The organism is Arthrobacter sp. BL-252-APC-1A (assembly GCF_009696625.1).
Taxonomy (GTDB): Bacteria; Actinomycetota; Actinomycetes; order Actinomycetales; family Micrococcaceae; genus Arthrobacter_B.
Genome location: NZ_VULS01000002.1, coordinates 34,103 through 46,844 on the forward strand (window position 1 = coordinate 34,103; position 12,742 = coordinate 46,844).

General features: G+C 65.0%; 14 protein-coding genes. 9 read left to right on the forward strand and 5 right to left on the reverse strand.

Annotated features, from left to right (window positions below; translation table 11 throughout):
• The first annotated feature begins 124 nt into the window (after positions 1–124).
• The gene (gene proC / locus FYJ28_RS02865) at positions 125–970 is read left to right on the forward strand and encodes a pyrroline-5-carboxylate reductase (RefSeq protein ID WP_154578252.1); all 846 of its coding nucleotides are present in this window, start codon (positions 125–127) and stop codon (positions 968–970) included.
• Between the two features lie 7 nt (positions 971–977).
• On the opposite strand, the gene FYJ28_RS02870 is transcribed toward proC, so the two are convergent.
• Together FYJ28_RS02870 and FYJ28_RS02875 are read right to left on the reverse strand one after the other, a co-directional pair.
• A complete protein-coding gene (locus FYJ28_RS02870) occupies positions 978–1,646 on the reverse strand; it encodes a potassium channel family protein (RefSeq protein WP_055239157.1) in 669 nt (222 codons plus the stop codon).
• On the reverse strand, positions 1,639–3,048 hold the full coding sequence (locus FYJ28_RS02875; protein WP_154578253.1) for a TrkH family potassium uptake protein: 1,410 nt from the start codon (positions 3,046–3,048) through the stop codon (positions 1,639–1,641). Before FYJ28_RS02875 ends, FYJ28_RS02870 begins: the two co-directional genes overlap by 8 nt.
• A gap of 107 nt (positions 3,049–3,155) precedes the next feature.
• On the opposite strand from FYJ28_RS02875, the gene FYJ28_RS02880 reads away from it, so the two are divergent.
• The 3 genes from FYJ28_RS02880 (at position 3,156) to gdhA (ending at position 6,399) form a co-directional block, all read left to right on the forward strand.
• Complete coding sequence (locus FYJ28_RS02880) at positions 3,156–4,364, forward strand: acetoin utilization protein AcuC (RefSeq protein ID WP_055239159.1); 1,209 nt, start codon at positions 3,156–3,158, stop codon at positions 4,362–4,364.
• Between the two features lie 60 nt (positions 4,365–4,424).
• Positions 4,425–4,970 (forward strand): ArsR/SmtB family transcription factor, encoded by a 546-nt coding sequence (locus FYJ28_RS02885; protein WP_154578254.1) that lies wholly within the window; start codon positions 4,425–4,427, stop codon positions 4,968–4,970.
• Positions 4,971–5,058: 88 nt separating this feature from the next.
• Complete coding sequence (gdhA, locus tag FYJ28_RS02890) at positions 5,059–6,399, forward strand: NADP-specific glutamate dehydrogenase (RefSeq protein ID WP_055239161.1); 1,341 nt, start codon at positions 5,059–5,061, stop codon at positions 6,397–6,399.
• Here the strand turns inward: gdhA and FYJ28_RS02895 are convergent.
• On the reverse strand, positions 6,396–7,631 hold the full coding sequence (locus FYJ28_RS02895) for an alpha-hydroxy acid oxidase (RefSeq protein WP_442778567.1): 1,236 nt from the start codon (positions 7,629–7,631) through the stop codon (positions 6,396–6,398). The two genes, gdhA and FYJ28_RS02895, sit on opposite strands and share 4 nt — an antisense overlap.
• Positions 7,632–7,940: 309 nt before the next feature.
• On the opposite strand from FYJ28_RS02895, the gene FYJ28_RS02900 reads away from it, so the two are divergent.
• From FYJ28_RS02900 to FYJ28_RS02910, 3 genes are all read left to right on the forward strand, one after another.
• Positions 7,941–9,038: a 3-deoxy-7-phosphoheptulonate synthase gene (locus FYJ28_RS02900; protein ID WP_055239163.1), complete on the forward strand. Its 1,098-nt coding sequence runs from the start codon at positions 7,941–7,943 to the stop codon at positions 9,036–9,038.
• A 149-nt stretch (positions 9,039–9,187) separates the two neighbouring features.
• Entirely contained in the window at positions 9,188–9,400 is a 213-nt protein-coding gene (locus FYJ28_RS02905) for a helix-turn-helix domain-containing protein (RefSeq protein WP_055239164.1), read from the forward strand.
• Between the two features lie 187 nt (positions 9,401–9,587).
• The gene (locus tag FYJ28_RS02910; protein ID WP_003792170.1) at positions 9,588–9,686 is read left to right on the forward strand and encodes a 30S ribosomal protein bS22; all 99 of its coding nucleotides are present in this window, start codon (positions 9,588–9,590) and stop codon (positions 9,684–9,686) included.
• 84 nt (positions 9,687–9,770) lie between these two features.
• Here the strand turns inward: FYJ28_RS02910 and FYJ28_RS02915 are convergent, their stop codons facing one another.
• Positions 9,771–10,583 carry an HAD family hydrolase gene (locus FYJ28_RS02915; protein ID WP_154578255.1) on the reverse strand — a complete coding sequence of 271 codons (813 nt, stop codon included), beginning with the start codon at positions 10,581–10,583 and terminating at the stop codon, positions 9,771–9,773.
• A 66-nt stretch (positions 10,584–10,649) separates the two neighbouring features.
• Here FYJ28_RS02915 and FYJ28_RS02920 point away from each other — a divergent pair, with 66 nt between their 5' ends.
• Positions 10,650–10,913 carry a glutaredoxin family protein gene (locus tag FYJ28_RS02920; protein WP_055239166.1) on the forward strand — a complete coding sequence of 88 codons (264 nt, stop codon included), beginning with the start codon at positions 10,650–10,652 and terminating at the stop codon, positions 10,911–10,913.
• A 120-nt stretch (positions 10,914–11,033) separates the two neighbouring features.
• Entirely contained in the window at positions 11,034–11,744 is a 711-nt protein-coding gene (locus FYJ28_RS02925) for a redox-sensing transcriptional repressor Rex (RefSeq protein ID WP_154578256.1), read from the forward strand.
• A gap of 7 nt (positions 11,745–11,751) precedes the next feature.
• On the opposite strand, the gene FYJ28_RS02930 is transcribed toward FYJ28_RS02925, so the two are convergent.
• Positions 11,752–12,627 (reverse strand): hypothetical protein, encoded by an 876-nt coding sequence (locus tag FYJ28_RS02930; protein WP_055239168.1) that lies wholly within the window; start codon positions 12,625–12,627, stop codon positions 11,752–11,754.
• Between the last annotated feature and the right edge of the window lie 115 nt (positions 12,628–12,742).

The following is a 12,742-nucleotide window of genomic DNA, read 5'->3' on the forward strand; positions in this document are numbered from 1 at the left end:
GCACCTCCAAGAGGCACTTAATACTGTAGGAAGCGAAGTTGTGCACAAGCCTAGAAACAGCTGTGCGTCCGCTTGGAATCGGGCCGTTTCGGGTCCGTGCAAGGCACCGTGAAAGAATCGTGGCATGCAGAATCTTCCCCGTCTTTCCTTCCTCGGCTGCGGTTCAATGAACGAAGCCATCCTCGGCGGCATCCTGGCCGGCGGCTACCCTGCTGAACTGATCACCGCCACGGTCCGCCGCGCCGAACGTGCCGCACAGCTGCGCGAACGGCACGGGATCACGGTGCTCGCCGGGTCCGAAGATCCCGGGGCCAACCGCACCGCGGCCGAAAACGCGGACGTGGCAATCGTCGGAGTGAAGCCGGTGGGCGTGCGCGCGATGCTGGAAGAGGTGGCCGGAGTCCTGAGCCGGGACACCGTCGTCGTGAGTGTTGCCGCAGCCGTTCCGCTGGAACTGATGGAAGCTGCCCTTCCGGCCGGCACCCCCGTCATCCGGACCATGCCCAATACCCCCGCGAAGCTGGGCCGCGGCGTCACCGCCCTGGCACCGGGATCGGCTGCCACCCCGGACTCCGTGAAGCTGGTGCGCTCCCTGCTCTCCGGGACCGGGCGCGTAGTCGAGGTACGTGAGGACCAGATCAACGCCGTCGGGTCCGTCAGCGGCTCGGGCCCTGCCTACGCCTTCTACCTGGCCGAAGCCATGGCAAAAGCCGGAGCCGAGCTGGGTCTGGACCCCGAGCTGGCCGCGCTGCTGGCAGCCGAAACCCTAGCCGGAGCCGGAGCCATGCTTGCAGAGCCCGGCGCGGACGCAGCAGCCCTGCGCAAGGCCGTGACCAGCCCCAACGGCACCACGGAAGCGGCAATCCGCGTCTTTGACGACCGGGACCTGCCAGCCATCATCGGCGCCGGGATGACCGCCGCGGAGCGTCGCTCAGCGGAGATCACGGCCGAGCTCAGCGCCTCCCGCTAGCCGGAGGCTACGGCCGGGACGCGAAGCGTTCCAGCAGGTCCACGTGCCCGGAGACAATCAGCATGTCCCGGCTGGAAACCTTGGTATCAGCCTGTGCATAGGTGAAGTCCTCACCCGGGGACTTCACCCCCACCACGGTCACGCCGTACTTGGAGCGCACATTCGACTCGCGAAGCGTGAAGCCCTGGGTCTCCTTGGGCGGGTACATTTTCACGATCGCGAAGTCGTCGTCGAACTCGATGAAGTCCAGCATCCGGCCGCCCACGAGGTGGGCGGCGCGCTGCCCGGCGGCAGCTTCCGGATAGATCACGTGGTTGGCGCCAATGCGGGTAAGGATCTTTCCATGCGCCGGCGTAATTGCCTTGACCCACAGGTGCTCGATACCCAGATCCACCAGGTTCACCGTGATCAGGACGCTGGACTCAATGGAGGTGCCAACACCCACGACGGCGGCGGAGAAGTCCTGCGCACCAAGCTGCTTGAGGGCGTCAATGTTGGTGGCGTCGGCCTGGACCACGTGAGTGAGCTTGCCGGAGGCTTTCTGCACGAGGTCCGGATCGCGCTCAATCGCCAGGACCTCGCGGCCCTGCTTCACCAGCTGCTCGGCGGTGGCCGAGCCGAACCGGCCCAGTCCGATGACCAGGACGGGGGCATTGTGCGGCGGTCTTTCAGCCAATGATCGGCCTTTCTTCCGGGTAGTGGTACAGCGGTTTGCGCTGCCTGAGGGCCAGCGCAGCCGCCAGGGTGATCGTGCCAACGCGCCCTGCGAACATCAGGCCGGCCAGGATGTATTTGCCCGACGGCGGCAACTCGGGACTCAGCCCGATGCTTAGTCCCACAGTCGCGAAAGCGGAGATCACTTCGAACAGTACCGGCTGCAGCGTTTCCTCCGTGACGATTAGCAGTCCGATCGTGGCGACAGCCACCATGGTGGCTCCAAGGATGACCACGGAAATGGCCACCCGAAGGGCGCCGGCGGGAATGTTGCGGCCGAAGGCCCGAACGTCGGTGTCGCCGCGGGCCTCGGCAACGATCGCCAGGAAAATCACGGCAATCGTGGTGACCTTGATGCCGCCGGCGGTGGACGCCGAGCCGCCGCCCGCGAACATGAGCATGTCCGTGATGACCAGGGTGGAGGCATCCTGGTCTGCCATCTCCACCAGGCTGAAACCGCCCGAGCGCATCATGACTGAGGCGAAGAGGGCATGCAGGATCTTCTCGCCCACCCCCATCCCGGCGATGGTGCGCTGGTTGAACCATTCCAGTGCAGCCCACAGCAGCGTGCCGGCGAACAGCAGGATGAGGGACACCAGCACGGTGAGCTTGGTGTGCAGGTTCCATCGCCGGGTCTTCATCCGGCTCTGGAGCAGCACCATGATCACCGGGAACCCAAGGCTGCCGATGAAGACGCCGGCCATGATCGGCACCAGCACCCACAAGTCATTTTCGTAGGGCACCAGACCGTCCGAGTGCGGTGTGAACCCGGCGTTGTTAAAGGAAGAGACGGCGTAAAAAACGGCGTGCCAGATGGCCTGGGCCGGGGATTCGCCCAGGACCATGAACCGCGGAGCCAGGATGGCTGCCAGCACCAGTTCGATCAGGACAGTGGTGCTGACGACGATCCGCAGCAGGTTGCCCACCTCGCCCAGACGGCCGGTATTCATGCCTTCCTGGGCGATCAGCTTGCCGCGGACTCCCAGCCTGCGGTTCACGGCCAGGGCCAGCAGCGATGCCATGGTCAGGATGCCCAGGCCGCCCACCTGGATCGCCACCAGAATGAGCACCTGCCCGAACCCGGACCAGTGCGCAGCAGTGGAGACCACCGTCAGTCCGGTAACGCACACCGCTGAGACGGCCGTAAACAGTGCGTCATGCAGCGCGGTGGCCTGCCCGGACGCTGAGGCCAGCGGAAGCGCCAGCAGGGCCGTGAAGAGCAGAATGACCAGGGAAAAGACGATCAGGGCAAGCCTGGCCGGTGAGGAGTTGGCGACGGCGTCAATGAAGTCCCTGCCCGCAACGATGAAGCCAAGGGGACGGCGCTGCCGCGTCTGCAGCGGTTGCTGCGGTTGGGATGCCATGGGTAGTGAAGTCCAGTTCTGTGCGCGGGGTCCTGCAAAGTAGTAAACCACTTAACCCTGCCGCCGGCGGTGCGGGACCGTGTGGTGCGATCGCGTAGCCTGTGAGCATGACGAGTACCGGGCTGAGCCTTCCCGCCGTGCCCACACACATTGTGTGGGACGAATCGTTGCTGGCATACAACTTTGGCCCCGGACATCCCATGAGCCCGCTGCGGCTGGATCTCACGGCACGCCTGGCGAAGGAGCTGGGGATCTTCGACCTGCCGCAGGTCAGCCTGGGCGCCCCGTTCGTCGCTGATGACGCCCAGCTTGCCCGGGTGCACGATCCCGCCTATGTGGCCGCGGTACGGGAAATCAGCCGTAATCCGGAGCGTCCAAACGCTCCGCTCGGCCTGGGCACAGAAGACGATCCGGCCTTCGAAGGCATGCATGAGGCAAGTGCCCGGCTGTTCGGCGGATCCCTGGCTGCGGCCGAGGCAGTCCTCTCCGGCAAGGTGCGGCATGCCGTGAACTTTGCCGGCGGCATGCACCACGCCGCCGCGGGCAAAGCCTCGGGTTTCTGCATCTACAACGACGCCGCTGCCGCCGTCGCGCGCTTCCTGGACGCCGGTTACACCCGGGTCCTGTACATCGACGTGGACGCACACCACGGCGACGGCACCCAGGCGATCTTCTGGAACGATCCGAGGGTCATGACCATCTCAATCCATGAGACGGGGATTTCGCTCTTTCCGGGGACGGGCTTCGCCAACGAATCAGGCGGGCCGGACGCACCCGGAACGGCTGTGAACGTGGCGCTGCCGCCTGGTACCAGGGACGCCGGCTGGCTGCGTGCCTTCCACGCCGTTGTGCCCCAGCTGGCCGGTGCCTTCGAACCCCAGGTGATCATCAGCCAGCACGGCTGCGACGGGCACCGGGACGATCCGTTGTCCAACCTGCGGCTTTCGGTGGATACCCAGCGGCAGGCCGCCCTTTCAATTTCCGGGCTGGCGGACCAGTTCGCTGAAGGCCGGTGGATCGCAACCGGGGGAGGCGGTTACAACGTGGCCAGCGTGGTGCCGCGTTCCTGGGCACTTCTCCTCGCCGTCGCTGCAAACACCCGCATGCCGCTGACCACCCCGGTGCCCCCGGCCTGGCGCGAATACGTTCGGGAACGGCACGGGATCGATACCCCTGCCGCGATGGGCGACGGGGTGGACATGTGGTGGCGTTCGTGGGAGGTGGGCTACGACCCCAACGACGACATTGACCGCACTGTCATGGCAACCCGGAAGGAAGTCTTCCCGCTGCACGGGCTTGACCCGTGGTTTGACTGACCAGGGCCCCCGGGCCCGATGGCCGATTAGCCAGTGTCTCTACCGGCTAAGGTAATGCATATGGTCATTGACGATGTTTTCGCTGTCATAGCTGAAGGAACGCGGCGCGAGATTCTCGGAGTGCTGCGCGGCGGCGACAAATCCGTTGGCGCACTGGTAGAGGAGCTGGAGGTCAGCCAGCCCACCGTGTCCAAGCATTTGAAGGTCCTGCGTGAAGCCGGCCTGGTTGATATGCGGGCCGAAGGACAGCGCCGCTACTACTCCCTGAAGACCGCACCCCTGGACGAAGTAGTACTATGGCTAAGCGCATTTGATCTGCCATCCATTACCGCCGCCCAGGCCACCACACCGACCCTGGCGAGCGTCGCCGCCGGAACCAGCGGCGAAGCACGCGGCCGTTCCCTGTTTGCCGGGATTCCCGGCGCAGCACGGCAAACCGCTGCCGCAGCAGCGGCGGCCAAGATGCCCTCCGGCACTGCCGAGAACCCAACGGCGGCAGTTGACGCCAGCGTCCAGCAGCAGCTGGGCCGAACTGTAGGCCGCGCCGCGGAACGCGCTGCCGATCTGCTGGGAGCACTGCCCAAGTTCCGCCGCCGCCGCCCGTAGGCGGCACCCCTTCCCCGGTCCTGCATCGCTTACGGACACTGACCGGTCTAGCGTAGTAACGGGAGGGGGAATCGATAAGGAGCAACACATGGACGCAACACTCACACGCGTGCGCGACGAGGTTTTTCGCCGCAACCCAGGCGAAACAGAATTCCACCAGGCGGTCGTCGAAGTCTTCGACACCCTTGAGCCGGTTCTCCGCAAGCATCCGCAGTTTGGTGAGGCAGCGATCCTCCAGCGGATCTGCGAGCCGGAACGCCAGATTATTTTCCGTGTTCCCTGGGTCGATGACCAGGGCCACGTGCGCATCAACCGCGGCTTCCGTGTTGAGTTCAACTCTGCGCTTGGCCCGTACAAGGGCGGACTGCGTTTCCATCCCAGCGTTTATCTGGGAATCGTCAAGTTCCTTGGCTTCGAGCAGATCTTCAAGAATGCCCTGACCGGCATGCCGATTGGCGGCGGCAAGGGCGGATCCGACTTCGATCCGCGCGGCAAGTCCGACGCCGAAGTGATGCGCTTCTGCCAGTCCTTTATGACCGAGCTCTACCGCCACATCGGCGAATACACCGACGTGCCCGCCGGTGACATCGGCGTCGGCGGCCGTGAAATCGGCTACCTGTTCGGCCAGTACAAGCGGATCACCAACCGATACGAGTCAGGTGTCCTCACCGGCAAAGGCGTCAGCTGGGGCGGTTCCCTGGTCCGCCCCGAGGCAACCGGCTACGGCGTCGTGATGTTCGTCGAGGAGATGCTGAAGACCCGGGGGCTGAGCCTCGACGGGCAGCGGGTCATCGTCTCCGGATCCGGCAACGTGGCAATCAACGCGATCGCCAAGGCCCAGGCATTCGGCGGCAAGGTTGTGGCCTGCTCCGATTCCTCCGGCTACGTGGTCGATGAAGCGGGGATCGACGTTGAACTGCTCCGGCAGATCAAGGAACACGAGCGCGGACGCATATCCGAGTACGCCCAGCGCCGCGGCGGAAATGTTTCCTTCGTCGCCGGCGGTTCGGTGTGGGACGCGGGCGCCAATGTGGCGCTGCCCTGTGCAACGCAGAACGAGCTTAGCGAAGACGACGCCGTGTCGCTGGTGAAGTCCGGTGCCGTCGCCGTGGCAGAGGGCGCCAACATGCCGTGCACCCCCAAGGCCATTGAGGTCTTCCAGGAAGCCGGCGTGCTCTTCGGCCCGGGCAAGGCAGCGAACGCCGGCGGCGTTGCCACCTCTGCCCTCGAGATGCAGCAGAACGCCAGCCGGGACGCCTGGTCCTTCGAGCACACCGAGCAGCGGCTGAGCCAGATCATGGTGAACATCCACGACCGCTGCGCAGCCACTGCCGATGAGTACGGCTCTCCGGGCAACTATGTGGTGGGTGCCAACATCGGCGGCTTCGTGAAGGTCGCCGACGCGATGCTGGCGCTCGGCGTCATCTAGGCTCCGCTGCCCAGCCGGACGTGGTCCGGCGTCAGTTCGCTGACGCTGGCCACGCCCATCAGGGCCATTGTCCGCGCGGCCTGGGCCGAGAGGATCTGGATGCTCCGGTCCACTCCGGCCCGGCCGCCGGCCATCAGGCCGTAGAGATACGCCCGGCCGATAAGGGCGAAGTCCGCACCCAGCGCCAGCGCCGCCACGATGTCCCCTCCACTCATGATTCCGGTGTCCAGGATGATGCTGGTCTTGCCCTTCAGTGCAGCCGCAGTCTCCGGCAGCAGCTGCAGCGGAATCGGCGCGCGGTCCAGCTGGCGTCCGCCATGGTTGGACAGCACAATTCCGTCAGCCCCGTGGTCCACCGCCTGCCGGGCGTCGTCGAGGGTCTGGATGCCCTTGACCACCAGGTTTCCCTTCCACACCGACCTCAGCCAGTCCAGGTCCTTGAGCGTCAGGGTGGGATCGAACATCGAGTTGATGAGCTCAGCGACCGTTCCCGAATACCTGTTCAGTGACGCGAAGGAGAGCGGCTCGTGGGTAAGGAAGTTGAACCACCAGGCCGGCCGGTAGGAGGCATCCAGGACGGTCTTCAGTGTCAGGGCCGGCGGAATGGTCATCCCGTTGCGGACATCCCGCAGCCGCTCCCCGGCAACGGCGGTATCCACGGTGACCATCAGGGTGTCAAAACCCGCTGCCGCGGCCCGGTTGATTAGCTCCAGCGACTTGTCCCGGTCTGTCCAGAGGTAGAGCTGGAACCAGTTCCGGCCGTCCGGGGCTGCCGCCGCAACGTCCTCGATTGAAGCGGTGCCCATGGTGGAAAGCGTGTACGGGATGCCGGCGGCTGCGGCAGCCTGCGAACCGGCGTATTCACCCTCCGACTGCATCATCCGGGTAAACCCGGTGGGAGCGATGCCAAAGGGAAGGGCAGACTCCCGCCCCAGTATCGAGGTGGACAGATCCACCGAGGCTACGTTGCGGAGCACACCGGGACGGAACTGCAGGTCCTCGAACGCTGCCCGGGCCCGGCGCAGGGTGATTTCCCCTTCCGCGGCCCCGTCCGTGTAGTCGAACGGCGCCTTCGGGGTGCGCCGTTTGGACAGGTCACGCAAATCCCAGATGGTGCTTGCCTTCTGCAGTCTGGCCGCCGCTCCGAGCTGCGGTTTCTTGAACTGCATCAGGGGTGCAAGGTCCTGGACCCGGGGAATCCTGCGCGTAAGGGCCGGGGGTTTGGAAGTCACGGAAAAACTCGCTTTCAGTACAGCCTGTTCGTGCCCACGAGCCTACGGGGTGCGGCTGGGGCGTTCCGTCACAAACGCGGTTTGTGACCGCAGAGAATTGCCATGTGCACTCCAGAGGGTTAACGTCGTGGGCATGACTAACCGTTGGTATGCGTATTTTTCGTTGGCTCTGGAGGAGCCCGCGCGATAGTACGCTGACGCCAACCTTCAGAGCCAACAGGGCAGGGGATCATTCCCTTGCCCTTCGCCATATCCGGCGGGTTCTGAAGCAAAGTCCCGCCGGTCCATTCTCACAACGGATACGGGACCATGAACCTCACCACCGCACAGCACTCCCAAGCCACAACCGACCTTCGCGTCAGCGAATTCCGCCCGCTGCCCGCACCGGAAGAGCTGCTGGCCGAACTGCCGCTCTCTGCGGAGCTGGCGCAGACAGTGAGCCAGGGCCGCGAAGCCGTCCGTGCAGTGCTCGACGGCGTTGATGACCGCCTGCTCGTCGTCGTCGGACCCTGCTCCATCCACGACCCTGATGCCGGCCTGGACTACGCCCGCCGCCTTGCCGAAGCAGCGCAGGAGCACAGTTCGGACCTGCTGATAGTGCTGCGCGCCTACTTCGAGAAGCCCCGGACCACGGTGGGCTGGAAGGGCCTGATCAACGATCCGCACCTGGACGGCAGCCATGACATTGAGAGCGGCCTCTTCGCAGCCCGGAGGTTCCTGATCGCTGCGGGAGAACTGGGACTTCCTGTGGCCACCGAATTCCTGGAACCCATCAGCCCCCAGTACGTGGCCGACCTGGTCAGCTGGGGCGCAATTGGAGCCCGGACCACAGAAAGCCAGATCCACCGCCAGCTCGTCTCCGGCCTGTCCATGCCGGTGGGATTCAAGAACGGCACTGACGGGTCCCTCCAGATCGCCCTGGACGCGTGCACCGCGGCTTCGGCTCCGCAGTCGTTCCTTGGAATCGACGGTTCCGGCCGCGCCTCCATGGTCCGCACCGCGGGGAACGCGGATGCACACCTGATCCTGCGCGGCGGCAATTCGGGCCCCAACTACTCTGCAGCGCACGTTGCTGCCGCCTCGGAGGCACTGGCCGCACGGGGACTGAACCCCCGCCTGATTGTCGACGCGTCCCATGCCAACTCCAACAAGGACCACCACCGGCAGGCGGAAGTCGCTCTGGAGCTGGCGGCCCAGCTTGAGTCCGGAACTGCGGGTGCCCACCAGCTTGCCGGGGTAATGCTGGAGAGCTTCCTGGTGGGAGGTGCCCAGGCCCACGACGCCGCCAATCCGGGCCCGCTGGTGTACGGCCAGAGCATCACGGACAAGTGCATGGACTGGGAGACGTCCGCCGGGGTGCTTTCGGTGCTCGCACAGGCAGCACGGACCCGTAGAAATGCGTCATAAGCGCGGCCTATTGGAGTGGAAAACTTCCACTATGGTTACTCCAGCCACTAGAGTAGAGTGCTAGACGGTCACGAGATGGTCATCAAGGCGACACGCCGCCGCAGTTGTGTAGGGCGCAGGTTGCTTCCGAGCGAAGGAACAAGAGATAAATGGCAGACGAGAGCAATTTCTCGGACGTGCGGTTTCTGACGGTGTCAGAGGTCGCGGATGTCATGCGCGTGTCCAAGATGACCGTTTACCGGCTCGTGCATTCCGGCGAACTTCCGGCGGTCCGTTTTGGGCGGTCGTACCGCGTTCCGGAGTCTGCTGTGCAGCAGGTTCTGCGCAACGCCGTCATTGACAGGCAGTCCGGTACGGCCTAAATCCGTTCCGGCCGTAACCTGATTTGGGGTGCTGTCTGCGCTGTCCGTAAAGGCTGTGCGGAGGCGGTACCCTGTTAAGGAACGTTTTCATTCTGGCTAGTAACTGCCGGAACCGATGCTGGCGGGCCATGTGGCCTGGCGGAAGCGGGGACCGGCATGGCTCCTAATTCAAGTTTGTGAGGACTCTGTGGGTTCAGTAATCAAGAAGCGCCGCAAGCGTATGGCCAAGAAGAAGCACCGTAAGCTGCTTCGTAAGACCCGCCACCAGCGCCGCAATAAGAAGTAGATTCTTCTTATCTGCCGTTGAAGCCCGCCGTCCGTCAGGACTTGGCGGGCTTCCGCTTTTAAGCGTCCCTTTCGACCGGGACTGCTAGCGGGACCGGACCCAGGAGAAACCCCGCCACAGGCCGTAGGCTGCCCCTGCGAGGGATGCCGTCTTGAGCCCAAGGGTGGCCGCACGGCGGCCGGAACGGAAATCGTAGACGGGCCAGTTCTTCTCCCTGGCATGACGGCGGAGCCGTGCATCCGGGTTGATGGCCACTGGGTGGCCCACCATGCTGAGCAGCGGCACGTCATTGTAGGAATCGCTGTATGCCCAGCACCGGTCCAGGTCCAGGCCCTCCTGCTGCGCAAGTACCCTGACGCCGTCGGCCTTCGCGGGTCCGTGCAGGAATTCGCCAACCAGCCGGCCGGTATAGAGTCCGTCACTGACTTCGCTAACGGTCCCCAGGGCCCCCGTCAGGGAGAGCCTGCTGGCGATTACTGAAGCCACTTCAATCGGCGTGCCGGTAACCAGCCAGACCGGACGTCCCGCCCTCATGTGCTGTTCTGTCAGCGCACGGGTTCCAGGCCAGATCTTGGAGACGATCATCTCGTCATAGACTTCCTCGCCCAGGATCCGGACGTCTTCCGCGGCCAGGCCCGTGGCGAATGCAAGCGCGGCGTCCCGGACGCTGTGCACGTCCTTCAGGTTTTCGCCCTGGAGCATAAAGCGCAGCTGCTTGGCTGCAAACCCGGCGGCCTCACGGAGAGTGAAGACCCTCTTCTGGTACATCTTCCGGGCCACGTGGAAGAGGCTGGCGCCGCGCATAAGTGTGTTGTCTACGTCGAAGAATGCGGCCTCTCCCGGGTTGCCTGCCGCGGCCGGAGAATCGTCGGCACGGACAAACATGGATCGGGGCATGGAAGAAGTCTACTGAAAAAGAGCTCCCGGCCTCGGATATGCGGCTTGGAGACTAAATTGGAAGTCATGAATGATGTCCTTCCCGACGCCGCGGTGCCCGAATTGCTTCTGCTGACCCGTCCGGGATGCCACTTGTGCCAGGCTGCCCGGGAAGTTCTGGACCGGGTCTCCGCGGATCTCGGAGTTCCCTGGCAGGAACGTTCGATTGCAGATGACCCGGAGCTGCTCGAACGGTTCGCCGAGGAGATTCCCGTCCTGATGATTGACGGTGTGCAGCGTGACTTCTGGCAGATCGACGAATCGCGCCTGCGCCGGCTCCTGTCCGCGTAACCGGGGGCCAAACACACTTGGTGCGGAAGCGGATGCGGTCCTAGAGTGGGTGCTTACCGGGCCTGGCGGTCCGCAGGACCGTCCAGTTGCCCAGTAGCTAACGGAGTTGCAGAAGTGAGTATGCCGGATGAGCAGGATGTAACGGCCGTTGGTGCGTCCGCGCATGGACGGCATATCCCGCCGGCTTCCCTCGCCCGCCTGACCGTGTACCTGAGGGTGCTTGGCACCATGCTGACCGAGGGCGTGGAACGGGTCTCCTCAGAGGAACTCGCGGAGGCAGCCGGCGTCAACTCGCCCAAACTCCGCAAGGACCTCTCCTATCTGGGTTCCTACGGGACCCGCGGTGTTGGGTATGACGTTCCGTACCTCAGCGGCCAGATTTCTGCGGCGCTTGGCCTGACCCTCGACTGGCGGGTCGCGATCGTGGGCGCCGGGCATCTGGGCCGTGCCCTGGCCGGTTATCCGGGGTTCGGGACCCGCGGGTTCGAAGTAGTGGCACTTTTCGACGCGGATCCAATGACGGTTGGACAGGAAATCGGCTGGCTGCGGATCAGCCCGGTGAACTCCCTTGAACGGGTACTGGAGACTACCAGGGCCAATATGGCGGTCCTTGCCGTCCCGGCGGAGGCAGCACAGGAAATGTGTGACCGTCTGGTGAAGGCCGGAATCACCAGCATCCTCAGCTTTGCCCCGGTTGTTCTCCAGGCCCCGCCGGAGGTACAGATCCGGAAGGTCGATATGGCCACGGAGCTGCAGATCCTTGCCTATCACGCACAGCGTGCCCAGGTGGCCGCCCTGGCGACGGACGCCCAGGCACGCCTGATGCGCTGAGCTCTGTTCAGGCTGGAACTAGCCGGTTTCCCCGTGAAGCAAAGTAGCGGGCGCTCTGCGGGATAAACAGCAGACCGGTTCCCAGCCCTGCCAGTACTCCAGCTGTGACGTGCTGGTACGCCAGGTCCTTGAATCCGAAGAACAGGGCCGCGGCTACCAGCACGACACAGCCGGCCCGGGCCCAGCTCCGGCCGTCGCGGATAAGCGATGCCAGGAGAACGTAGAACCCGAAAGCCACAGCAGCCACGGCCGCGTCCGCTACCCGGGCCATTGACAGGACAGTCTCCACCGGGACGCCCAGCGCCTCCAGCTGAGATGCTGCGGCGGGTGCCGCCCGCTGGGGGTCCATTGCCTCCCGGAGCCCGATCAGCAGGGTCAGCACGCCGCCCCCGGTGATGAGGAGGGCCGCCAGGTTCACCGGAAGGGGCGCCCGACGGCGGGACCTGCGGTCGGTGATCCGCGGCGCGGGGGCGGGTGCTGCAACCGGGGACGGGCGGTGGTCCGGACGCGGCGGGGTTTTTGCTGCCGGCCGCGGCCGGGCGGGGGACTTCCTTCCCGCCGGTGCAGGCGCCGTCGTGGTTGCCTCAGAAGCGGTGTCAGCCTGGGCCTGAACGGGCTCAGCCTCCGGCGCGTGAACGGATGCCGGGGAAGTGAGCGCCAGCTTAATGACTGCATCTGGAAAACGGGCCCAGCCAAACAGCCGATCCCCGACCCCGGTTTTTGGCTGCCGGCCGGCAGAACCGTCCGCGGGAAGTTCCCGGGTGCGTCCCGTGGGAGGAAGCGGCTCGCGGCCGTGCCGGCGGAGGCCGGTGTGCAGGATTCGCCGGGGGAGGGATTTGGACCCGGCTCCGGATGAGCTGGGCGCTGCGGGAGTAGTTGCCATAGTCGTCGCCGCCTTCACAAGACCGGGAAATCATTGCCCGCCAGGGGTCCGGGGACCTCGGCGGGGACTCCACGCTACGTGCCGCGGCGGCGGCTGTGACCTCAGCCGGCCCAAA